The organism is Rhodococcus koreensis (genome assembly GCF_017068375.1).
GTDB lineage: Bacteria > Actinomycetota > Actinomycetes > Mycobacteriales > Mycobacteriaceae > Rhodococcus_F > Rhodococcus_F koreensis.
This window is the reverse complement of the sequence record NZ_CP070609.1, coordinates 4,377,479-4,398,580: the sequence shown is the minus strand read 5'-3', so window position 1 is coordinate 4,398,580 and position 21,102 is coordinate 4,377,479. Positions and strand designations below refer to the sequence as shown.

The following is a 21,102-nucleotide window of genomic DNA, read 5'->3' as shown; positions in this document are numbered from 1 at the left end:
TCGAAACCTGCGGAAATGCAACGCCCGAAACGCGGTGAACGCAACACGCCGTGACGTGTCTCCTTGGTGGACGAATATCGCGTTGCCGTCCACCCGAGGGGATTCGGCCGCGGTCAGTCGGTTCCGGCTGCGCGTGTGCCGTCCACGTGGGTGACGAACCACTGCAGCGTGCGCGCCCATCCGTCCCGGGCGGCCGCCTCGTTGTACACGGCGGGTCGGTCGTCGCAGTGGAAGCCGTGCTCGGCCTCGGGGTAGCGGACGATCTCCGTGTCCACCGGGGCGTGCGCGACGGCGGTGCGCAACTCCTCGACCTCCTCGGCCGGGATCCCCTTGTCGCGGTCACCGAACAGGCCCAGCCACGGCGTTCGCAGCAGGCCGGCGGCGTCGAGTTGCGTCGGATACCCGAACCGCCCCTTCGCGATGCCACCGCCGTAGAAACTCACCGCCGCCCCGAGCTCGAGCCGTGTCGCCGTGTGGAACGCGACCGTCCCGCCCATGCAGAACCCGACGATCGCGGTGTTCGACGGGTCGATCGAGGCCGCCGACAGAGCCGCGACGGCCCCGTCGACGTCCTCGTCGATGTTCGCCGCGGTGAGCTCACCCATCAGCGGCATCGCCGCCTGAAGGTCGTCGTAGTTCAGCACCGGATCGCCGCTGCGGTGAAACAGGTGCGGCGCGACGGCGTGATACCCGGCCGAGGCGAAACGACGGCAGACGTCGACGATGTGATCGGTGACGCCGAACGCCTCCTGGATGACGACGACGCCGCCGCGGGCCGGACCTTCGGGGGCAATGACGGTGAGTGGTGTGGTCACGAAATACGACTCTAGGAAACCGGCTTCAGCGGGTGGATTCCCGGTGCCCCGGCGAGGTGCTCACCGAACTTCCCGAGCGCGGCCTGGAAGTGCGGCGACTGCATGTGCGCGTCGAGCGCCTCCTGGCCGGTCCACACCTCCACGGTGACGAAGGTTCCCGCGACCGCGGCTGATTCGAAGACCTCGTACGAGATGCAGCCCTCTTCCTTGCGGCTCTCCGCGGCCAGCGCGGACAGTCCGCCGCCGACAATGTCCTCGGAGCCGGGCTTGGCAGGAATGGTCGCTACGACATGCAGATCGGACATCGACTCCCTTTCGTGAACGCCACCTCGTGTGGCCCGTCTCACGTAAGCACAGTTGGGTCGGCTAGGAAACCCGAAGTCGCGTCAAATAATCGGCGACCTTCGGTTCGTCCCAGCCGTGCGCCTCGCGGAGACCGTCCGCGATGGTCGCGAGATAGGCGGGCGCGGGCGCGTTCCTGGCGACGACGTCGCCGCGGGCGCGGGTGGTGAACGTGCACATGGGGACGCCGTTGCGGGATCCGAGTGTGACCAGGCGGTCGTAGCAGGCGGGTTCCTGCGCGTGAATGTCCTCGAACTGTTCCCGCGTCACCAGGAAGGCGCGGGCCGCGACGGTGCCGGGCGCGTCGGGGTCGTAGAACGCGCGGCCGCCGCCCCAGATCCGCGACTCTCCCGCGAAGAACACCGTGCCGGGTATCACCACCGGCATCGACGCCCGTGGAGCACGCGCGTCGCGGGCGCCCGCGTGCACGAGGTTGCCCCCGGCCGGGCGCCCACCACTCAGGTAGCAGGTCAGACGCGTCGCAGCCATGTTCGATCCATAGCTGACGTACCAGATCAGCACACGAACGACCGTACTCGGACAAGATGGTCACATGAGTCTTCTCGGCGAATTCAGGGGCTGGCGCAGCGGTGCACGGAAGCATCACCGCCTGCGGGATCTCGACGGCACCCTCGTCGTCGTCACCGGCGGCGGCAGCGGGATCGGGCGCGAGACCGCGCTGGCGTTCGCGTCCGAGGGCGCGGTGGTGGTGGTCGCCGATCGCGATCTCGAATCCGCGCAGCAGACCTCCGATCTCATCAACTCCGCCCAGATGAAGGGCGGCGGCGCCGTCGCCATCTTCGGTGGCGGCTCCCACGCGTATCAGGTGGACGTCGCGGTGGAGGACGAGGTGCAGCGCTTCGCGGAGACGGTGCAGGCCGAGCACGGCACCCCCGACGTCGTGATCAACAACGCCGGAATCGGATACTCGGGCACGTTCACGCAGACGCCACAGAAGGACTTCGAACGGGTGATGGACGTGAACTTCTGGGGAGTCGTCTACGGTTCCCGCGCGTTCGCCGAGCAGATGATCGAACGCGGAACCGGCGGGCACATCGTGAACCTGTCGTCCGCCGCGGCGTTCACGCCGCAGAAGCGACTCACGGCGTACGCGACGAGCAAGGCCGCGGTGTTCATGCTGTCGGACTGTCTCCGAGCGGAATTGGTGAATCACGGCATCGGCGTCAGCGCCATCTGCCCGGGACTCGTCCACACCAACATCATCCAGGCCACCGACTTCGCCGGCGCCACCCCGGAGGAGCAGGCGAAGATGCGCGACCGGACCGACAAGCTCTATCGCAAACGCGGTTTCACCCCCGACCGGGTGGCGACCCAGATCGTGAAGGCCGTCAAGTCCAACAAGGCCGTCGTCCCCGTCACGCCCGAGGCCAAGTTCGGGCGCCTGCTGAGCCGCCTCACCCCGGGCAGCATGCGGCTCGGCGCCCGCCTCGACCTCGGCTGATCCGAGACGTCAGGGGGTGGGCGCCTGCACCCGGCCGGCCCCCGACGACTTCCGCACGTGAGTGGGAAAGCGTGCCGGAACACACTTTGCCGCTCACGTACGGGACCAGCGGGCCAGGTACTCGCGCTCGGTGGGAGTGATGCGGCGTAGCCGCTGGGCGTCGACATCCGCAACGGCCATCTGCGTGGTCGCGGTGACGGCGGGCGGATCGGTGATCGGGGTACGCGCGCCCCGGACCTCGTAGCCGATGGTGAAGTCGACGGCCCGGTGCTTCGCGATCCACATCGTGACCCGGAGCGGACTGTCGGAATGCCGCAACTGTCCCCGGTACCGCACGTGGATGTCGGCGATGAACGCTCTCGTGATGAGCGACGAGTTCTCGCTGCCCTCGCTGAGCAGCCAGTCGATCCGGGCCTCTTCGAGCAACGTCACCATCCGCGCATGGTTGATGTGCTGGAAGGCGTCCATGTCGGACCACCGGACGGTCACGAAGGCGTCGTAGCCGACGACGGCGGCAGGGGAGTCGGTCACGATGGACATCATCCCCTGCCGCCGTCGGTGGAACTCACGCGCTGTCGCGCAACCAGTTCCTCAGCCACGTGGTGGCCGGCGTACCCGAACCGTCGACCGCGTAGCTGGTGTAGTCCTGGTGGGCCTGCGACTTGTAGAACTGCTCCAGCTCGTCGATCCGCTTCTCGTTGTGCTGCTCGTCCAGCTGAGCCATCAGCGCGGGCACACCGCCGACCGCGAGGATGTCGTTCCAGATCGCGAGCGCTTCCTGCTGGTAGCGGCCGAACAGGTTCGGCGTCGGATCCGACGTCTGCGCGAGGAACCCGGCGAGCCGCGTCACGAAGTCTTCCTTCGGCGTGGAGCAGTACAGGTCGCCGTACGCGCAGAAGGTGCGTGTGTTCTGGCTGACCCAGCCGAACCCGCCGATGCGGGGACCACCGGCGCCGCTGCCGGCGACGGCGGGGCCGACGAGGGCGTCGGTCGGCGACCGCCGCGGATCGGAGACGAGTCCGACGGCCGCGATCTTGTCGGCCGGGACGACACCGAGTCCGGTGCCGATCTCGGCGGCGAGATCGCCCGCGGCGTCGGCGCCCTGGCTGTAGCCGATGATCGACAGCTTGGTATCGGGGCACTGCTGCGACATCGACGACAGCATGCCCTTGGCATTGGTGACCGCCTGCGCCTTCGAGCGCCCGTACACGTCCGACTCCCACGGGAAGGCCGTGGCGGCGTACGTGACGTAGTCGGTGCGGATCGACGACGGCAGGCCGTTCGTCACCGCGGACAGCAGACCCGGAGTCGGCCTGACATTGGCGTTGGTGGACGTTTCCCACGTCCCCGGAATGGCGACCACGTACAGGCTCGGGCAGGGGTCCGCGGTGGCTACTGCGCTCGTACCCATCACCCCCGACGCCACCGGGATGGCCGCGGCAGCGGCCACTGCGGTCAAGAATGCGATAACCCGTCTCATTGCCATGGCATCAACCTGTTCTCCCCTTCGCCGTCCGGCAGACGGGATGCTGCCAGGACGACGTGACCTAAAGATGCACGATCGGTAAATGAACGTTACCGACCGAACGTGACCCCCGCACGATAAACCGGCACCCCGGTAGGAAAACCTACCGGGGTGCGGATTGAACTGGCGGTTACAGCTACCGCTGCGGGGCGGTGGTGGGCTCGATCGGAGACGGCAGCGCCGTCTTGCCCTCGAGGTACGCATCGACCGCTGCGGCCGCGGAGCGACCCTCGGCGATGGCCCACACGATCAGCGACTGTCCGCGTCCCATGTCGCCGGCCACGAAGACGCCGTCGACGTTGGTGGCCCACTTCGCGGAGCGGGCGACGTTGCCGCGCTCGTTGAGGTCGACGCCGAGATCGGTGAGCAGGCCCGGCTTCTCGGGTCCGACGAAGCCCATCGCCAGCAGGACGAGGTCGGCTTCGAGCTCGAAGTCCGAGCCCTCGACCTTCTCGAAGCGACCCGACTTCATCTCGACCTCGTGGGCCTTCAGTGCGGTCACCTTGCCGTCGGCACCGACGAACCGTTCCGTGTTCACGGAGAAGAGGCGTTCGCCGCCTTCCTCGTGAGCGGACGCGACGCGGTACATCAACGGGTACGTCGGCCACGGGGTGTGCTCGGCGCGGGTCTCGGGCGGTCTCGGCATGATCTCGAACTGGTAAACGCTCTCGGCACCCTGACGGTGCGAGGTGCCCAGGCAGTCCGCGCCGGTGTCGCCGCCGCCGATGATGACGACCTTCTTGCCCTCCGCGGTGATGGTCGGCTGCTCCAGATCGCCGAGCTGCACGCGGTTGGCGATCGGCAGGAACTCCATCGCCTGATGGATGCCGTCCAGCTCGCGGCCGGGGATCGGCAGGTCGCGGGCCTCGGTGGCGCCGCCGGCCAGGACCACGGCGTCGAACTGCTCGCGCAGTGCGTCCGCGGTGATGTCGACGCCCACGTTGACACCCGTCTTGAAGACGGTGCCCTCGGAGTTCATCTGGTCCAGACGGCGGTCGATGTGCCGCTTCTCCATCTTGAACTCGGGGATGCCGTACCGCAGGAGCCCGCCGATGCGGTCGGCCCGCTCGAACACGGTGACCATGTGCCCGGCGCGCGTCAGCTGCTGCGCTGCAGCGAGACCCGCGGGACCGGAACCGACGACGGCGACCTTCTTGCCCGTCGAACGCGTCGGGTGCACCGGCTTGACCCAGCCCTCGTCGAAGGCGCGGTCGATGAGCTCGACCTCGACCTGCTTGATGGTGACGGGGTCCTGGTTGATGCCCAGGACGCACGACGCCTCACAGGGTGCGGGGCACAGCCGCCCGGTGAACTCCGGGAAGTTGTTGGTCGCGTGCAGACGCTCGATGCCGTCGTGCCACCGGTCCTTGTACACCAGGTCGTTCCACTCGGGAATCAGGTTCCCCAGCGGACAGCCGTTGTGGCAGAACGGGATACCGCAGTCCATGCACCGGCTGGCCTGAGTCTTCAGGGTGTCCGACGAGAACTCCTCGTAGACCTCGTTCCAGTCGAGCAGACGCAACGGCACCGGCCTGCGAACCGGAAGTTCGCGTGACGTGTGCTTCAGGAAGCCGCTTGGATCACCCACGAGCTGCCTCCATCACTGCCTCGTCCACGTTCTTTCCATCCTTCTTCGCGGCCTCGATGGCCAAGAGCACCTTCTTGTAATCGCGGGGCATGACCTTCGCGAAATGATTGACCTGCTGCGACCAGTCGGAGAGGATGCGCGCGGCAACCTCGGAGCCCGTCTCGTCGCGGTGACGCTCGATGGCGGACTTCAGCCAGGTGAAGTCGTCACCCGTCAGGTCCTCGAGATCCACCAGTTCGGTGTTGAGGTTGTCCTCGAACGCCTTGTCCGGGTTGTAGACGTACGCGACGCCACCGGACATGCCGGCACCGAAGTTGCGTCCCGTCGCACCGAGGATGACGACCTTTCCGCCGGTCATGTACTCGCAACCGTGGTCGCCGACACCTTCGACGACGGCGGTGGCACCGGAGTTGCGGACCGCGAATCGCTCGCCCACCACACCGCGGAGCAGAGCCTCACCGCTCGTGGCACCGAACAGGATCACGTTGCCGCCGATGATGTTGTCCTCGGCGACGAACCCGGGCGCGGTCTGCAGCGGCGGGCGCACCACGAGGCGTCCACCGGACAGGCCCTTGCCGACGAAGTCGTTGGCATCGCCGTGCAGGCGCAGGGTCATGCCCTTGGGGACGAACGCACCGAAGCTGTTACCGGCCGAACCGGTGAACGTGATGTCGATCGTGTTGTCCGGCAGTCCGTCGCCGCCGTACGCCTTCGTCACCTCGTGGCCGAGCATGGTGCCGACCGTGCGGTTGACGTTGGTGATCGGTGACTCGAACGTGACCTTCTCGCCCTTGTCGAGAGCGTTGCGGCTCTGGACGATCAGCTGCTGGTCGAGCGCCTTGTCCAGGCCGTGGTCCTGGGTGCCCGTGCAGTACAGGTCCTGGTCCATGAACGCCGACTCGGTCTCGTGCAGGATCGGCGACAGGTCGAGGTTACCGGCCTTGCTGCCCTTCCAGTGCTCGAGCGCCTTCGTGGTGTCGAGGACGTCCACCTGCCCGACCGCCTCGTCGAGGGTGCGGAAGCCGAGCTCCGCCAGCAGCTCGCGCACCTCTTCGGCGATGAAGAGGAAGAAGTTCTCCACGAACTCCGGCTTGCCGTTGAACCGCTTGCGCAGCACCGGGTTCTGCGTCGCGACACCCACGGGGCAGGTGTCGAGGTGGCAGACCCGCATCATGATGCAACCCGACACCACCAGCGGGGCGGTCGCGAAACCGAACTCCTCGCCACCGAGCAGCGCGGCGACCATGACGTCGCGGCCCGTCTTGAGCTGGCCGTCGACCTGCACGACGATGCGGTCGCGCAGACCGTTGAGCAGCAGCGTCTGCTGGGTCTCGGCGAGGCCGAGCTCCCACGGGGCGCCCGCGTGCTTCATCGACGTCAGCGGGGTGGCACCGGTGCCACCGTCGTGACCGGAGATCAGCACGACGTCCGCGTGTGCCTTGGACACACCCGCGGCGACGGTGCCGACACCGACCTCGGACACCAGCTTCACGTGGATCCGGGCCTGCGGGTTGGCGTTCTTCAGGTCGTGGATCAGCTGCGCGAGATCCTCGATCGAGTAGATGTCGTGGTGCGGCGGCGGCGAGATCAGTCCGACGCCGGGCGTGGAGTGCCGGACCTCGGCCACCCACGGGTACACCTTGTGCGCCGGCAGCTGGCCGCCCTCACCGGGCTTCGCTCCCTGCGCCATCTTGATCTGGATGTCGGTGCAGTTGGTCAGGTAGTGCGAGGTGACACCGAAGCGTCCCGACGCAACCTGCTTGATCGCGGACCGCCGCCAGTCACCGTTCTCGTCCGGGGTGAAGCGGGCCGGGTTCTCGCCGCCCTCACCGGAGTTGGAACGACCGCCGAGGCGGTTCATGGCGATCGCGAGCGTCTCGTGCGCCTCGGCGGAGATGGAGCCGTAGCTCATCGCACCGGTCGAGAAGCGCTTGACGATCTCGGTGGCGGGCTCGACCTCGTCCAGCGGGACGGGCTCGCGCACACCCTTCTTGAATTCGAAGAGGCCGCGCAACGCTGCGAGGCGCTCGGACTGGTCGTCGACCAGCTTCGTGTACTCCTTGAACACCTCGTACTGCCCGGTGCGCGTGGAGTGCTGGAGCTTGAACACCGTGTCCGGGTTGAACAGGTGGTACTCGCCCTCACGACGCCACTGGTACTCGCCGCCCACCTCGAGCTCGCGGTGCGCGCGCTCCTCGGGACGGTCCAGGTACGCGTTGGAGTGGCGGACCGCGACGTCGGCGGCGATCTGGTCGAGACCGATGCCGCCGAGGCTGGACTGCAAGCCGGTGAAGTACTCGTCGACCAGGTCCTGCGACAGGCCGATGACCTGGAACAGCTGGGCGCCGGTGTAGGACGCGAGGGTGGAGATGCCCATCTTGGACATCACCTTGAGCACACCCTTGCCCGCGGCCTTGATGTAGTTCTGGATGGCCTTGTCGAGGCTGACACCCTGCAGTTCGTTGTTCTGCACCGCCTCGTCGACGGTCTCGAACGCCATGTACGGGTTGACCGCTGCCGCACCGAAGCCGATGAGGAGCGCCATGTGGTGCACCTCGCGGGCGTCGCCGGCCTCGACGATGAGGCCGACCTTGGTGCGGGTCTTCTCACGCACCAGGTGGTGGTGCACGGCCGAGGTCAGCAGCAGCGACGGGATGGGCGCGTACGTCTCGTTCGACTCACGGTCGGACAGGACGACGAGGCGCGCACCGCCGGCGATGGCCTCCGACACCTGGTAGCGGACGTCGTCGAGGGCCTTGCGCAGACCCGCTCCGCCCTCGGCCACCGGGTACAGACCTCGGACGATGACGCTGCGGAAGTTCGGGAATTCACCGTCGTCGTTGACGTGAATGAGCTTCGACAGGTCGTCGTTGTGCAGGATCGGCTGCGGCAGGAAGATCTGCCGGCAGGACTCCGCGGTGGGGTGCAGCAGGTCGTGCTCGGGGCCGATGGTGCCGCCGAGGCTGGTGACGACCTCCTCGCGGATGGCGTCGAGCGGCGGGTTCGTGACCTGCGCGAACAGCTGCGAGAAGTAGTCGAACAGCATCCGCGACCGCGAGGACAGCACGGCGATCGGGGTGTCGGTACCCATGGAACCGAGAGCCTCGGCACCGGAGATCGCCATCGGCTTGACGAGGAGGTTGACCTCTTCGTTGGTGTACCCGAACATCTGCTGACGCAGAACGACGCGCTCGTGCGACATGTAGGTGTACGGGCGGTCCGGCAGGTCGTTCATGTGGGTCAGACCCTGGTCGAGCCACTCCTGGTAGGGGTGCTCGGCGGCCAGTTCCGATTTGATCTCGTCGTCGCTGATGATGCGACCCTCGGCAGTGTCGACGAGGAACATGCGGCCGGGCTGCAGCCGGATCTTCTTCACGACGGTGGCCGGGTCGATCGGCAGGACGCCGACCTCGGAGGCCATGACGACGAGGTCGTCGTCGGTGACCCAGAGGCGGGAGGGGCGCAGGCCGTTGCGGTCCAGGACGGCGCCGATGACGGTGCCGTCGGTGAAGCACACCGACGCCGGTCCGTCCCACGGCTCCATGAGCGACGAGTGGTACTGGTAGAACGCCCGGCGTGCCGGGTCCATGCTCTCGTGCCGTTCCCACGCTTCCGGGATCATCATCAGCACGGCGTGCGGCAGGCTGCGGCCACCGAGGTGCAGCATCTCCAGCACCTCGTCGAACCGCGCGGTGTCGCTGGCGCCCTTCGTACAGACGGGGAAGATCTTCTCGAGTTGATCGCGACCGCCGAAGATGTCGCTGTCGATGAGCGCCTCACGGGCACGCATCCAGTTCTCGTTGCCGGTGACGGTGTTGATCTCACCGTTGTGGGCCACGCGCCGGAACGGGTGGGCCAGCGGCCACGACGGGAACGTGTTGGTGGAGAAGCGCGAGTGCACGAGGCCGAGGGCCGACTCGAGGCGCTCGTCCTGCAGGTCCAGGTAGAAACCCTTGAGCTGCGGGGTGGTGAGCATGCCCTTGTAGACGAACGTCTGGCTCGACAGGCTCGGGAAGTACACGGTCTCGCGACCGGGGCCGTCCTTGCCTGCGCCTTCGCTGCCCAGTTCGTGCTCGGTGCGCTTACGGACGACGTAGGCGCGGCGCTCGAGGTCCAGGCCGGTGAGGGCGTCGTTCTCGCTGCCGATGAAGATCTGCCGGAACGTCGGCATGGCGTCGCGGGCCAGGGCGCCGAGCGACGAGTCGTCGGTCGCGACCTCACGCCAGCCGAGAACCTTCAGGCCCTCGCTCTCGACGATCTTCTCGACGGCTTCGGCGGCGCGCTGCGCGTCGGCCTTGCTCTGCGGCAGGAATGCGATGCCGGTGGCATACGTGCCTTCCGCGGGCAGCGGAAAGTCGACCACGGCGCGGAAGAACTTGTCCGGGACCTGGAGGAGGATGCCGGCGCCGTCACCCGTGTTGGGTTCGGAGCCCGCGGCACCACGGTGCTCGAGGTTCACCAGCGCGGTGATCGCCTTTTCGACGATGTCCCTGCTGCGGCGGCCCTTCATGTCCACGACGAACGCGACACCACAGGAGTCGTGCTCGTTCGACGGGTGATACAGCCCCTGGGGGCCTGGAAGTTGCTTCATACCTAGCCTTCGTATGCCAAAAGATGCACCGACGACCAGCAGCGCTGATGGCCATCAACTTGCAATGCAGGTGCCGTCACGACGTGCTCGGCACCACCGATCGGCTATCGCCCTTTTGCAGCACGCTGGGTGTGGTCCTCGCACCAGGCGACGTGGCTTTTCGGTCGGGTCGGACTTTCGTGGGTCCAACGTGTAACGAAAACGATAATTCAGAACCCCTGACGAAACACAACTTAGGTTGGCCTATTTACCCTCTGAACTGGGCATTGTCGAGGGCGGACCTCGTCCGACTGCACTGAGTACATGTTAAGTGAGCGCGCCGAGGACCGCTGTAATTCCCGCAGTCGGATCGAAATCGAGATCCGGGACGGTGAGCTGGTGAAGGATGAGACCGTCTAGGTAGTCGGTGATCACGACGGCGTCCGAGGCGGGGTTTTTCGAACCCACGAGTTCCAGCATGTCCGCGCCCCATTCCACGAGGGCGCGCCGTGCCGATCCGATCTTCGCGTCGAGCCCCGGCGTGACGGAGGCCTCGACGAAGAGCGCGTATCGCGCGCCCGTGCGGACCCGGTCCGGACCGGTGGAGAATCTCACGAACGCGACCAGCGCGTCGACCAGCGCATGCTTGCTGTCGGGGCGGAGATGCGCGAACTTTTCCCAGTCCTCCCGGTCCCGTTCGACGAGCCGGGTGACGATCCCTTCGAGCAGTGCACCCCGGCTGCGGAAGTAGTTGGACGTGGACCCCTGCGGCATTCCGGCCAGTTCGTCGACGCCGCGGTGCGTGAGGGCCCGTACCCCCTTCGTGCCGAGAAGCGCGATGGCGGCGTCGAGCACCTGCTCCCGTTTGTCTGCCATGACACCGACACTACATCGGTAGTAAATTCACTACACCCGTAGTAGCGTGATGGTCATGACGCACTCCGCAGCAGTCCTCGGCGGCGGCATCGGCGGGCTCGCCGTCGCCCGCTACCTGTCCCGCGCCGGCTGGCACGTCGACGTCTTCGAGCGTGCCGACACCCTGCCCACGTCGGGCACCGCACTCGGCATGTGGCCGCAGGCCCTCGACGCGCTGGACGCGATCGGCGCCGGCGATCGGGTGCGCACGCTGGGATCGCCGCAGCACCGCGGCTCGCTCCTGCGCCCCGACGGATCCGTGATCGGCACCATCGACAACCGCGACCGCACCGCCTACCTGCTGTCGCGGCCCGCCCTGCTGGCCACGCTCGCCGAGACGCTGCCCGACGGCATGATCTCGTTCGGCACCCCCGCTCCCACCCTCGACGCGCTGACGGACCGCGACGTCGTGATCGGCGCGGACGGTCTGCGCAGCCCCACCCGCACGCAACTGTTCGGCGAGAAATTCGAGCCACAGTATGTAGGAGCCACCGCCTGGCGCGGCTGGGTGCCCGGACATCGCGACACAGTCAGCGAAACCTGGGACACAGACGCACTTTTCGGCATCACCCCGCGCGACGGCGAACTCGTCAACTGGTTCGCGTGCATCCGCACCGACGCCGGGCACCCCGGCGGCCTCGACTTCCTCCGGTCCCGGTTCGGGAGCTGGCACGCCGACGTGCGGGCAGTACTGGATGCGGCCACCCCCGACGCGATGCTCCACCACGACCTGTACGAGTCGCCGGCCCTGCCGTCGTACGTGTCGGGCACCACGGCGCTGCTCGGCGACGCCGCCCACGCGATGGCGCCGAACCTCGGCCGCGGCGCGTGCGAGGCCCTCGTCGACGCCGTCACGCTCGGCCGATTCCTCACCGCCGACACCGACATTCACACCGCGCTGCGCCGCTACGACCGCACGCGGCGGCCCGCGACCCGGCGGCTGGTGCGTGGATCGCGCGCCATGTCCGCCGTCGCGATGACCGGCCGCCTCCGTCCGCTGCGCGATCTGACGGTGAGGCTGGCCGCGGGCCTGGCCTGACCGGAATCCGGGGGCGCGGGAACGGTTGCCCGTCTGGTACTTTGCCGCGGTAGGGGGAAGAGAAAGAACCGGGGGCGGTCATGGGGGCGGTGAACGACGGCTGCGGCAGTGCGCCGGCAGCACGGACGGATCTCATCGGGGAAACAACACATCCACCGTGTCGGTGGAGGCATTCTGCTGTGCTCGCTTCCCTCTTTCGGTGCCTCTGATCTGCATCTCTCTTGCGTTTGCTTCGTCAGCGCCAGTCCGTTCGATCAACCATGTCCGTTCGACTTCAGGAGTCACGACTTGAGAATCCGCATGCACGCTCTGGCCGCCGCGATCTCGGTGTCCGCCGCCGCTCTGCTCGGGGCCGCGACGGCACACGCCGCTCCGGCCACAGCGCCGTCGACGTCGCAGCCTGGCGTCACCGATCCCTCGACGCCGCCCACCACATCGCAACCCGGCGTGACGGTCCCGTCCACACCGCCCGGCACGTCCCAGCCGGGTGTCACCGACCCGGCGGCCCCGGCCACGACGCCGCCCGCTCCCCCGCAGGCGCCGCTGGCGGTCCCGGGCGCCGAGACGGCCGCCCCCGCAGCACCCGACCTGGCACAGGGCGAGGCTCCGGCGGAACCGGCACCCGCGGCGCAGTCCGTGCCCGCCGAGCAGGCCGCCCAGCCCGCGACCGTGTGGATCGACCCCGACGACATGCCGAAGTCGCACCAGGCACCCGTCGCCCCCGCCCTGCCCGTGCCGAAGCCGGTGGTCGAGGTGAACGCGGCCGCCGACACGCTGGTCGGCGCGGTGCCGGTGGCCGTCAACGGCCGCCAGTACGGCAACCCCGAGGGGTACGTCGGGACCATCGGTTGGCGCGTCGATGACGCCACCGGCACCGCGGGCGTCGCCGTCGACCCGTCCTCGCCGACCGCCGCCACCGTCTCCGCGTTCTCGGCCGACTCCAACGCCGAGCACCCGACGAACTGGTCGGCACCCGTCGACGTCACACAAGTCGCCGCCGTGATCGCGGACGCCGCCGACCGGTCCCCGGCGTTCGGGCAGCTGGTGCAGACGATCGCGTCCCTGCCCGCACCGCAGCTCCCGCAGCTGCAGTCGACCGACAGCGGTCCGGCGACCACCACGATCGGCGGCGTGAACGTGCGCAGCCAGGCGACGCTGCACGTGTGATCCGATTCCCCCGCGCGGAGCCGTCAGGGGTGGGCTCCGCGCGGGGGAATGAGGTGTGGAGGATTCAACTGTGACAGAACCGCCGAACAGGGCAGCCCTCGACCGCTTCTCGCACTGGTACCCGCCCTTCCCGTCGGCCGCGGCACCGACGGTTCCCGTCGCGGAGCCCGAACCCGAACAGCTGCCCCCTCCCCCCGCGCCGACATGGCTGGCGCCGGGCGACGAACCCGATCCCACCCCGCCCGTCCGGGACGGTCGCGGCAAGCGGAAACTCGCGGTCGCCGGAGCCGCCGCAGCGGTGATCGCCGTCGTCGTCGGTGGGGTCGCCGTGTTCGCCTCCACTTCCGGTGACGCGCGCGGAAACCCGGTCGCCGCAGGATGGTGCACCGCATCCCGCGACGGTGCGACGGTGGTCGGCAACGGTCCCGGCGGGACCTCCGACGGCGTCGCCGCGATCCTGGCCTTCGATCACGCCTACTACGTCGCACGAAGCGGCGCGAAGGCCCGCGAGGTGGTCGCTCCCGACGCGCCGCTGGGGTCCGCCGAGACCATCCAGGGCGGCATCGACTCGCTGCTGCCCGAAGGCACCGAGCACTGCCTCTCCATCACCGAAACCGAACCCGGCCACTACGCGGTGACGCTGTCGGAACTGCGACCGGACGGGTCGACGAAACGGTACGAGCAGGTCGTGACCACCGCGGACCGCGACGGTCGCACGTACATCACATCCATTGGAGACGCGAAGTGACCGACCCACTGCAGCAAGCACTTCCGGTGTCGACCCTGGTTCTCGGGGCGTGCGGAGGAGCAGGCGCCACCACGACGACGCTCGGGCTCGCCAACACCGAGGCGGCCCGCGGCGGTGCGGTCGTCGCCGTCGACGCGACTCCCGCGGGCGGCGATGTCGCCGAACGCGGCGCCGACGCCGTGCTGTCGGTGAGTGGCCTGGAGCAGCTGGTGGCCGCCGGCCCCGTCGCGGACGACGTGTTCGACGGGTACTGCTCCCGCACGAGCGCCGGGACCCGCATCCTGAACCGCATCGGCAACCAGACCGCGGCCGACCGTGAATTCCACACTCTCACAGTGGCACTGCGTGCTCGCAGGGTGAGTGCCGTCCACGACCTCGGTCACCGGTTGCGTGCCGCGTACCTCGCGCCGCTGCTGGCCACCCCGTCGCCCATCGTCCTCGTCGTGCCGTGCCGGGCCGACGCGTTCAACCGCCTCCGGTCCGCACTGCAGTCGATCGGCGACACGCTCGGCGAACCCGGACTCGCCCGCACCGTCGTCACCGTGTCCAATCAAGACTCCACCGGTTGGCAGGTGGATCTCGACCTCCTCCGCGAATACCTGGGCGGACAGGTATGGGGCGTCGAGACCATCCCCTACGACGAACACCTCGGCATGGGAATCGTCATCGAACACGGCAAGCTCGCACCCGAAACCCGGGCGGCGTACCAGCGCGTCGCCGCAGCGGCAACGGCCGTGGCCGAAGGTCGTAAGGAACGAGTCTGAGCGCGGCACGTCCAGTACCCTTCCGGGCCGGGAGGACATTCGACATCAGGGGGCTGTCTTGGGGGGAACCCGTTCGGCGCTGCTCCTCATCCCGGGCCGAATTCAACTCGCGAAATCGCACTAAATGCCTTCAACATGCTGATCGACATGCAAAACCAAGCGGTTACCATCGAGGACGAACTCGACGTCGAGCGATCGACAGAGGTCCCTCTCGCTCAGATGCGCGCCATTCTCACCGCCAAGTGATTCCATTCGGTTCGAGCTGAGCCGCTGACATCCGCACACGAATTTGCCATTTGCGCCCGCAATTGCGTGAGATTCTGGCTAATCGGTGTGCAAACGCAACAACAAGCGACTACAGCGCGACCGCCTCACGCCTCCAGCAATTCCTTCAGCTTCTGGAGGTCGGCGGTGACGGTTGCGGCGTCCTGCGCGAATTCTTCGGCGCTCACGCCGTCGCGTCGCCGGATGGTGAAGACGACTTCGCTGTGGTCGCCGTCGGGGATGACGCGGACGGGGTTGTAGACGGTGTCGCCGCCGGGGAGGGTGACGTCGTGGTCGAGGATGCCGTAGTCGTTGGCAGGCGCGAAGGTCACGGCGACCTGGCCCATCGGGGAGTCGGCGAGCCAGCGGTCGCCGTCGCGGGTGATGGTGCTGCTGAGGCCGGCCGCCCAGGCGGGGAGGTTGGCGGGGTCGCTCGCGTACGCGTACACGTCGGCGGCGGTCCGGGCGATGAACACACTGACATGGGTTGATTCGGTGGTCATGACTCCCAGCATCCCCGCTGCACGACCCGGATGATTGAAGAAATCGGACCCCCGGGTGCGCGATGTCCGAAACCTTCAATGCGGGTCCGCCCGAGATCGTTAGCGTTCTGGACATGACCGCAACATTCAGTGCCATCGAACTGGTCGTCCGCGACCTGCCCACGTCGCTCGCGTTCTACCGGCGGCTCGGACTCGACATTCCCGCCGACGCCGATCAGGCGCCGCACGTCGAATTCGAACTTCCGGGTGGGGTCCGCCTGCTGTGGGACACGATCGAGACCATCCGCTCGTTCACCCCCGACTGGACCGAACCTTCCGGCGGGCATCGGATCGCGCTCGCCTTCGACTGCGGGACCGCTGCCGGCGTCGACAATCTCTTCGACGAGATCACGGGCGCCGGGTACAACGGCAAGAAGAAGCCGTGGGACGCACCGTGGGGGCAGCGCTACGCCACCGTCGACGATCCCGACGGCAACTCCGTCGACCTCTTCGCCGCGCTCACGCCGTGACGAGCTGACCGAACGTGCGGCCCGTCAACTCCTGGGCCTCCCGGATCAGGTGGGCCTGGTCGGCGAACCCGGCCATGCCGGCCGCCTGCGCAGCGGGAATGGCCGACCCCGCCAGCCCGACCGCCGACTGCAACCGGAGGATCCGGGCCAGCATTTTCGGCCCGTAACCGAACTGCCGTCGGCACAGGCGGTGCAGTTGACGCTCGCCGACACCGATTCCGTCCGCGACGTCGCGGACGGAGGCCTGCTGCTGCAGAAGTCGCACGACCACGGAGATTCTGCCGTCCGACGGCGGCCCGAGGAGCCGGCGTGACCGCGCGAACTCCTCGAGTGCCCGGCCGGGGTCGGCGGCGTCGGCGATCCTGCCGAGGAATTCTGCGGTAGCGCGGTCGCTCAGCACGTCGGCGAGCGGCACCCGCTGATTGATCAACTCCTCGGCCGGGGTTCCGAGAAGATCCGGCAGAGTGCCCGGGGAACAACGTAACCCGACGTAGTGGTCGCCCGCTCGGCTGCGAGTGAGATACGGGCGGGAGTCCGGGCCGGCCACGACGACGTCGCCGTTCATCCAGATGAGGTCCATGCAGCCGTCCGGCAGGATCGCCGCCTCACCGCCGGCCGCCGTCTTCTGCCACACGACGGCGCCGGGAAACACCGACCGCCGCTCCGTATACATGACCCCATGCTAGGCAGCCCCTACGACAATCTGCCGGGGTGCGCGGTCAGGCGCCCGGCTCGCCGACGTGCAGATCCGGCTCCCAGTCGTAGACGACGGCGGTCCGCAGCAGAATGTCCTGCAGCGACCGGCGCCGGCCGTCGACAGCCGCCCACAGCAACCCGAACCCGAACATCACGCACAGCACCGCGCGGAGAAGGGCGCGCAGCCAGCCGATCAGTTCACCGTTGCGGCTGACCACCCGCAGCCCCATGATCACGGCGCCGACGGTGCGGCCGCTCACCGCCCAGCACGCGGTCAGGTACAGCACGGCCACGCCGATGAACATGCTGACGGAGAGCAGGGCACTGGCGTCGGGAAACGTGAACTCCTGCGGGGAGAACAGCAACCGCACGAACAGTGCGCCCACGTAGATTCCGCCCATCACGGCCATGACGATCGCCAGATCGATGCCGCAGGCCAGACCCCGGGTGACGATCCCGGCGGCGCGATGCGCCGGGGCGCTCATGCATCGTCCGGTTCGTGCCCGCGCCCGAACAACTTGCCGACGAACCCGGCGACGGCGTCGTCGGCCTGCATGCCCTGGGTGCGCACCCCGCGGACCGCCTCGTTGGACATCGAGTCGGTCGATTCACGGATGATGCGCGGGAGGTCGACGCCCTCGATCACGGTGTCGGCGAGCACGACCAGGTCGACGCGTCCGATGACGGAATCCACATCGACGCGGTCGACGATCGCATCCACGTCGACCCGCGCGGCGACGGCGTCGATGTCGACGCGATCGAGGATCTGCGGAATGTCGACCCGGGCGGCGATCGCGTCCACGTCCACCCGGTCGATGATCCGCTGGATGTCGATTCCCTCGGCGACGACGTCGAGGTCGACGTGATCACGCACGATCGTCGTGAGGTCCACCTCCTGAAGAGCGACCTGCACGACCTTCCGCAGCACCGCGTGCAGCACCCGGTCCGCGAGTTCGTCGGCGCCGCGGAGTGTCTCGGTGCCGCGTTCCTCGAGGGTGACCAGAACGGGGTCGACTCCCGGCAGGCGTCGCGCCGTGTCGATGCCGAATCCGATCACGCGCTGCAGCGCGCCGCCGGCGGTCGCGGCGGCGCCGACCGCGAGGTGCAGCGGATCGGGGGCTCTCCTGCCGTCCATATTCGCTATCCAAGCCGGTCGACGCCGGGGCCGCACGGGTTCCCGCGAACTGGGTCACCCGCGAGGAGCGCCGGGGCCGTGCACGATTCGCGGGGCGGGCTGTCCGGACGCCCGCTGAGGGGCCCAGCCGGCGAGTTCGGTGAGCATCTCGGCGACCCGATCCGAGCACAGTGCGGGATCCGGGGCCGGTCCCAACCCGAGCGCCTCGACCACCAGAACGTTGCCCTGCGAGAGTCCGTGGACCCCGAGCGACCACCCGAAGTGACGGTTCCAGGCCAGGACCGCCTTCCGGCCGCGGTAGTAGGGGATCTCGCTGGAAAGGGTCACAACCACGTCGAACGCTGGGGTGAACCACCAGTCGACCGACAGGGCCTCCACCATCGTCGCGACGGAACCGACGTACTCACCGACATTCGCCGAGCTGGTGGCCCGGACCTGGCTGATGCTCATCTACAACCCACTCTCGACGTTCGCAGAAACCGAGCGGAAGAAGCCGGACGGCAGGTTCACACTCGAGTCATTCGTCACGAACCGCCGGGGGGACGGGTTCCGGTCCGGAAGGGCCGGAGGGTCGCGACGTGGCTTCCACTCCATCGTCGGGCTGCGCCGACCACCCGGGTAGGCACCCTGGGGTGGGGATGACACCACCCCGGCGGGCCCGTCGGCTAACGGATTCCGGTGCCGTACCGACAAGAGCAACGTACGGACCCGAAGGAGTAGTCGATGACCCACAGGTTCCTCACGATTCTCGACGTCGCGGCCGCCCTCGCCGCGACGGTGGTCACCGTCAGCGCCGCACCCGCCCAGGCCGAACCCACGGCCGACTGTCACACCGCCACCACGCCCACGTCCGGCACCTCGCACTGCACGGCGCAGGACGTGCCCGCCGGCAGCACCGCCGTGCACATCGGGACGGTCGAGTGCTTCGGCCTGACGCCGCGGGCGATTCCCGGCCCCGGCGGTGTGTCGCACATTCCCTGGATCCAGGGCTACCGCCGCGACGGCGTGTGGGTTCCGGCCGGGACACCGTCCACCGGATCGTGCGTCGCCGGTTACGGCGCCCCGTGGTGGGAGGTCGGCGTCTCGACGGGCGCCTACACGACCTGCGGACTGCAAGAAGGGATCGTCACGTACGTCAGCGTCGCCTGCAATCCGATCCGCCCCCAGTAGGCACCGGTACGGCCAACGAAACGAGGCCACGAACTCCGTGGAGTTCGTGGCCTCGTTGTCGCGATTCCGAAGAATCGCCTGTGGTGGGCGAAGGGGGACTTGAACCCCCACGTCCCGAAGGACACTGGCACCTGAAGCCAGCGCGTCTGCCATTCCGCCACTCGCCCGAGCGACCCGGAAACATTAACACGAGGTCGCCAGAAATCACGATTCGTACAGGTCAGGACCCGAAACGACGACAAAAACACCCGTCCAGGCAAAGACCGATATCATGCAAGGGCGTAGACCCGCGTCATGGCTCGAGGCAATGACAGTACCGTGGGATCCACGCACGGCAGTGGCGCGACACGGACGTGTCTTGTCACGGCTGCCGCGCACCGAGGACAGAAGGCCCGACCGACAGGCACCGTGAGGAGGTTCCGATGGGGATAGTTCAACGTTTCGAGCGGAAGCTCCAGGGAGCCGTGGGTGACGCGTTCGCCCGGGTCTTCGGCGGTGGTGTGGTGCCGCAGGAGGTGGAGGCCGCGCTTCAGCAGGAAGCCTCCGACCGGATCCAGCAACTGGACGGTGGGCACCTGCTCGCGCCGAACAGCTATGTCATCGCCATCAACAACTCGGACCACGAAGAACTTGCCGCCGACCGCGAGTTGACGGTCAAGGCCTTCGCCCGACACCTCGAAGACTTCATTCGCGACCAGGGCTGGCAGACGTATGGTCCCATTCATGTCGCGTTCGAACCGTCGCCGTCACTGCACACCGGGCAGTTCCGCACCCGGGGTTCGGTGGATCCGGACGCCGGCCGCCAGGGTGCGGCCACGCCGGGGCGACCCGAACCGCCACGCGGTCCCGCACCGCGACCACAGGCACCGTTTGTACCCGTCACGTCGAATCCAGGAGCTGGCCCCATGACGCAGAACTCAGGCTACGACCCCAGCCGCGAACCAGCGGGCAACCGCAATCCCGACCCGCAGTACGCGCGCAACGGTCATGCCCATGCGGGTCAGGACCAGCGGTACCCGCAGGGCTACCAGAACGGTTACGACCGCGGCGGCTACCAGCAGGGCGGCTACGACCAGCAGCAGTACCCCGACGACCAGCGCGGCGGGTACCCCCAGGATCAGGCCTACGGTCAGGCATACGACCAGGGCGCGCAGGCCCCCGGTTACGAGCAGCCCGCGGACGCCGGTTACGACTACCAGCAGGGCGGCTACCAGCAGGACTACCAGGGCGGCTACGACCAGCAGGCTCCCGCGCGCTACCCGGACGGCTCCCACGCCGACGCCGGCTACCAGCAGCCGCAGGGCTACGACCAGGGTTACGACCGCGGCGGCTACCAGCAGGGTGGCTACGACCAGCAGCAGTACGACCAGCAGGGGTACGCCGACTACGACCAGGGCGGCTACGGCCAGCAGGCGTACGCACCGGACGGGCACACGTTCACGGCGACCCTGCAGCTCGAGGACGGCAGCGGACGCCACTTCCAGCTGCGTGAGGGCAACAACATCATCGGCCGCGGCCAGGAGGCACAGTTCCGCCTGCCCGACACCGGTGTGTCGCGCCGCCACATCGACATTCGCTGGGACGGTCAGGTGGCGATGCTGTCCGACCTGGGCTCGACCAACGGCACCACCGTCAACGGTGCGCCGGTGCAGGACTGGCAGCTGGCCGACGGAGACATCATCCGGGCGGGTCATTCGGAGATCCTGGTCCGAATCCTCTGAGGCTCCACCGAGTTGGGACCCCGAAGACACATCGCCGAGACCCGAACCCGAACTCCCTCGCCGAGACACAACCGAGACGGCTTCGATACTGGACCGACATCGCGTCGGAGCCCGTGTCGGACGTAACACGGTGGGGACTCCGTATCGTTGTGGGCTGTCCGTATCCTGA

General features: G+C 68.1%; 21 protein-coding genes and 1 tRNA gene. 8 read left to right on the top strand and 14 right to left on the bottom strand.

Translation table 11 applies throughout. From position 1 onward, the window contains the following. Positions 1-113 precede the first annotated feature (113 nt). The 3 genes from JWS14_RS20085 to JWS14_RS20075 form a co-directional block, all read right to left on the bottom strand. Entirely contained in the window at positions 114-815 is a 702-nt protein-coding gene (locus JWS14_RS20085; protein ID WP_095865480.1) for a dienelactone hydrolase family protein, read from the bottom strand. Between the two features lie 11 nt (positions 816-826). Beyond that, positions 827-1,120: a putative quinol monooxygenase gene (locus JWS14_RS20080; protein WP_072942817.1), complete on the bottom strand. Its 294-nt coding sequence runs from the start codon at positions 1,118-1,120 to the stop codon at positions 827-829. A gap of 61 nt (positions 1,121-1,181) precedes the next feature. Then, positions 1,182-1,679, bottom strand: coding sequence for a hypothetical protein (locus tag JWS14_RS20075; RefSeq protein ID WP_072942815.1), 498 nt, complete (start codon positions 1,677-1,679; stop codon positions 1,182-1,184). Between the two features lie 31 nt (positions 1,680-1,710). Here JWS14_RS20075 and JWS14_RS20070 point away from each other — a divergent pair, with 31 nt between their 5' ends. Continuing rightward, the gene (locus JWS14_RS20070; protein WP_072942814.1) at positions 1,711-2,619 is read left to right on the top strand and encodes an SDR family NAD(P)-dependent oxidoreductase; all 909 of its coding nucleotides are present in this window, start codon (positions 1,711-1,713) and stop codon (positions 2,617-2,619) included. Between the two features lie 93 nt (positions 2,620-2,712). Here the strand turns inward: JWS14_RS20070 and JWS14_RS20065 are convergent, their stop codons facing one another. From JWS14_RS20065 to JWS14_RS20045, 5 genes are all read right to left on the bottom strand, one after another. After that, entirely contained in the window at positions 2,713-3,162 is a 450-nt protein-coding gene (locus JWS14_RS20065; RefSeq protein ID WP_206014162.1) for an acyl-CoA thioesterase, read from the bottom strand. Positions 3,163-3,184: 22 nt separating this feature from the next. Next, positions 3,185-4,099 carry a cutinase family protein gene (locus tag JWS14_RS20060; protein WP_072942812.1) on the bottom strand — a complete coding sequence of 305 codons (915 nt, stop codon included), beginning with the start codon at positions 4,097-4,099 and terminating at the stop codon, positions 3,185-3,187. 181 nt (positions 4,100-4,280) lie between these two features. Further along, positions 4,281-5,732, bottom strand: coding sequence for a glutamate synthase subunit beta (locus JWS14_RS20055; protein WP_072942810.1), 1,452 nt, complete (start codon positions 5,730-5,732; stop codon positions 4,281-4,283). Continuing rightward, positions 5,725-10,323, bottom strand: a complete 4,599-nt coding sequence (gene gltB / locus JWS14_RS20050; RefSeq protein ID WP_206014161.1) for a glutamate synthase large subunit — start codon at positions 10,321-10,323, stop codon at positions 5,725-5,727. Before gltB ends, JWS14_RS20055 begins: the two co-directional genes overlap by 8 nt. 306 nt (positions 10,324-10,629) lie before the next feature. After that, entirely contained in the window at positions 10,630-11,178 is a 549-nt protein-coding gene (locus JWS14_RS20045) for a TetR/AcrR family transcriptional regulator (protein WP_072942804.1), read from the bottom strand. A 55-nt stretch (positions 11,179-11,233) separates the two neighbouring features. Here JWS14_RS20045 and JWS14_RS20040 point away from each other — a divergent pair, with 55 nt between their 5' ends. From JWS14_RS20040 to JWS14_RS20025, 4 genes are all read left to right on the top strand, one after another. Beyond that, a complete protein-coding gene (locus JWS14_RS20040; RefSeq protein WP_179377879.1) occupies positions 11,234-12,256 on the top strand; it encodes an FAD-dependent oxidoreductase in 1,023 nt (340 codons plus the stop codon). Positions 12,257-12,556: 300 nt separating this feature from the next. Then, on the top strand, positions 12,557-13,423 hold the full coding sequence (locus JWS14_RS20035; RefSeq protein ID WP_206016122.1) for a glycoprotein: 867 nt from the start codon (positions 12,557-12,559) through the stop codon (positions 13,421-13,423). A gap of 70 nt (positions 13,424-13,493) precedes the next feature. Beyond that, positions 13,494-14,171, top strand: coding sequence for a DUF8176 domain-containing protein (locus JWS14_RS20030; RefSeq protein ID WP_095865474.1), 678 nt, complete (start codon positions 13,494-13,496; stop codon positions 14,169-14,171). Further along, positions 14,168-14,935, top strand: a complete 768-nt coding sequence (locus JWS14_RS20025) for a hypothetical protein (RefSeq protein WP_206014160.1) — start codon at positions 14,168-14,170, stop codon at positions 14,933-14,935. Before JWS14_RS20030 ends, JWS14_RS20025 begins: the two co-directional genes overlap by 4 nt. Positions 14,936-15,306: 371 nt before the next feature. On the opposite strand, the gene JWS14_RS20020 is transcribed toward JWS14_RS20025, so the two are convergent. Further along, positions 15,307-15,702 carry an SRPBCC family protein gene (locus tag JWS14_RS20020; protein ID WP_174705503.1) on the bottom strand — a complete coding sequence of 132 codons (396 nt, stop codon included), beginning with the start codon at positions 15,700-15,702 and terminating at the stop codon, positions 15,307-15,309. 113 nt (positions 15,703-15,815) lie between these two features. On the opposite strand from JWS14_RS20020, the gene JWS14_RS20015 reads away from it, so the two are divergent. Continuing rightward, entirely contained in the window at positions 15,816-16,211 is a 396-nt protein-coding gene (locus JWS14_RS20015) for a VOC family protein (protein ID WP_095865684.1), read from the top strand. On the opposite strand, the gene JWS14_RS20010 is transcribed toward JWS14_RS20015, so the two are convergent. The 4 genes from JWS14_RS20010 to JWS14_RS19995 are packed head-to-tail and all read right to left on the bottom strand — an operon-like array spanning position 16,201 to position 18,492. Continuing rightward, positions 16,201-16,884: a helix-turn-helix domain-containing protein gene (locus tag JWS14_RS20010; RefSeq protein WP_095865472.1), complete on the bottom strand. Its 684-nt coding sequence runs from the start codon at positions 16,882-16,884 to the stop codon at positions 16,201-16,203. The genes JWS14_RS20015 and JWS14_RS20010 overlap by 11 nt on opposite strands. A gap of 46 nt (positions 16,885-16,930) precedes the next feature. Beyond that, on the bottom strand, positions 16,931-17,392 hold the full coding sequence (locus tag JWS14_RS20005) for an RDD family protein (protein WP_072942794.1): 462 nt from the start codon (positions 17,390-17,392) through the stop codon (positions 16,931-16,933). Further along, positions 17,389-18,042 (bottom strand): hypothetical protein, encoded by a 654-nt coding sequence (locus tag JWS14_RS20000; RefSeq protein ID WP_095865471.1) that lies wholly within the window; start codon positions 18,040-18,042, stop codon positions 17,389-17,391. Before JWS14_RS20000 ends, JWS14_RS20005 begins: the two co-directional genes overlap by 4 nt. Positions 18,043-18,096: 54 nt before the next feature. Next, complete coding sequence (locus tag JWS14_RS19995; protein ID WP_072942790.1) at positions 18,097-18,492, bottom strand: DUF6292 family protein; 396 nt, start codon at positions 18,490-18,492, stop codon at positions 18,097-18,099. A 273-nt stretch (positions 18,493-18,765) separates the two neighbouring features. Here JWS14_RS19995 and JWS14_RS19990 point away from each other — a divergent pair, with 273 nt between their 5' ends. Then, positions 18,766-19,212, top strand: coding sequence for a hypothetical protein (locus JWS14_RS19990; RefSeq protein WP_206014159.1), 447 nt, complete (start codon positions 18,766-18,768; stop codon positions 19,210-19,212). 81 nt (positions 19,213-19,293) lie between these two features. Here JWS14_RS19990 and JWS14_RS19985 read toward each other — a convergent pair. Further along, a tRNA-Leu gene (locus JWS14_RS19985) sits at positions 19,294-19,379 on the bottom strand. Positions 19,380-19,634: 255 nt separating this feature from the next. On the opposite strand from JWS14_RS19985, the gene JWS14_RS19980 reads away from it, so the two are divergent. After that, the gene (locus JWS14_RS19980) at positions 19,635-20,933 is read left to right on the top strand and encodes a DUF3662 and FHA domain-containing protein (RefSeq protein ID WP_206014158.1); all 1,299 of its coding nucleotides are present in this window, start codon (positions 19,635-19,637) and stop codon (positions 20,931-20,933) included. Positions 20,934-21,102: the final 169 nt, after the last annotated feature.

Coding starts and splice junctions, on each gene's coding strand:
- JWS14_RS19990 (WP_206014159.1), top strand. CDS start 18,766: ATGACCCACAGGTTCCTCACGATTCTCGACGTCGCGGCCGCCCTCGCC.
- JWS14_RS20015 (WP_095865684.1), top strand. CDS start 15,816: ATGACCGCAACATTCAGTGCCATCGAACTGGTCGTCCGCGACCTGCCC.
- JWS14_RS20000 (WP_095865471.1), bottom strand. CDS start 18,042: ATGGACGGCAGGAGAGCCCCCGATCCGCTGCACCTCGCGGTCGGCGCC.
- JWS14_RS19980 (WP_206014158.1), top strand. CDS start 19,635: ATGGGGATAGTTCAACGTTTCGAGCGGAAGCTCCAGGGAGCCGTGGGT.
- JWS14_RS20080 (WP_072942817.1), bottom strand. CDS start 1,120: ATGTCCGATCTGCATGTCGTAGCGACCATTCCTGCCAAGCCCGGCTCC.
- JWS14_RS20040 (WP_179377879.1), top strand. CDS start 11,234: ATGACGCACTCCGCAGCAGTCCTCGGCGGCGGCATCGGCGGGCTCGCC.
- JWS14_RS20060 (WP_072942812.1), bottom strand. CDS start 4,099: ATGAGACGGGTTATCGCATTCTTGACCGCAGTGGCCGCTGCCGCGGCC.
- gltB (WP_206014161.1), bottom strand. CDS start 10,323: ATGAAGCAACTTCCAGGCCCCCAGGGGCTGTATCACCCGTCGAACGAG.
- JWS14_RS20045 (WP_072942804.1), bottom strand. CDS start 11,178: ATGGCAGACAAACGGGAGCAGGTGCTCGACGCCGCCATCGCGCTTCTC.
- JWS14_RS20065 (WP_206014162.1), bottom strand. CDS start 3,162: ATGATGTCCATCGTGACCGACTCCCCTGCCGCCGTCGTCGGCTACGAC.
- JWS14_RS20035 (WP_206016122.1), top strand. CDS start 12,557: ATGCACGCTCTGGCCGCCGCGATCTCGGTGTCCGCCGCCGCTCTGCTC.
- JWS14_RS20070 (WP_072942814.1), top strand. CDS start 1,711: ATGAGTCTTCTCGGCGAATTCAGGGGCTGGCGCAGCGGTGCACGGAAG.
- JWS14_RS20020 (WP_174705503.1), bottom strand. CDS start 15,702: ATGACCACCGAATCAACCCATGTCAGTGTGTTCATCGCCCGGACCGCC.
- JWS14_RS19995 (WP_072942790.1), bottom strand. CDS start 18,492: ATGAGCATCAGCCAGGTCCGGGCCACCAGCTCGGCGAATGTCGGTGAG.
- JWS14_RS20010 (WP_095865472.1), bottom strand. CDS start 16,884: ATGTATACGGAGCGGCGGTCGGTGTTTCCCGGCGCCGTCGTGTGGCAG.
- JWS14_RS20005 (WP_072942794.1), bottom strand. CDS start 17,392: ATGAGCGCCCCGGCGCATCGCGCCGCCGGGATCGTCACCCGGGGTCTG.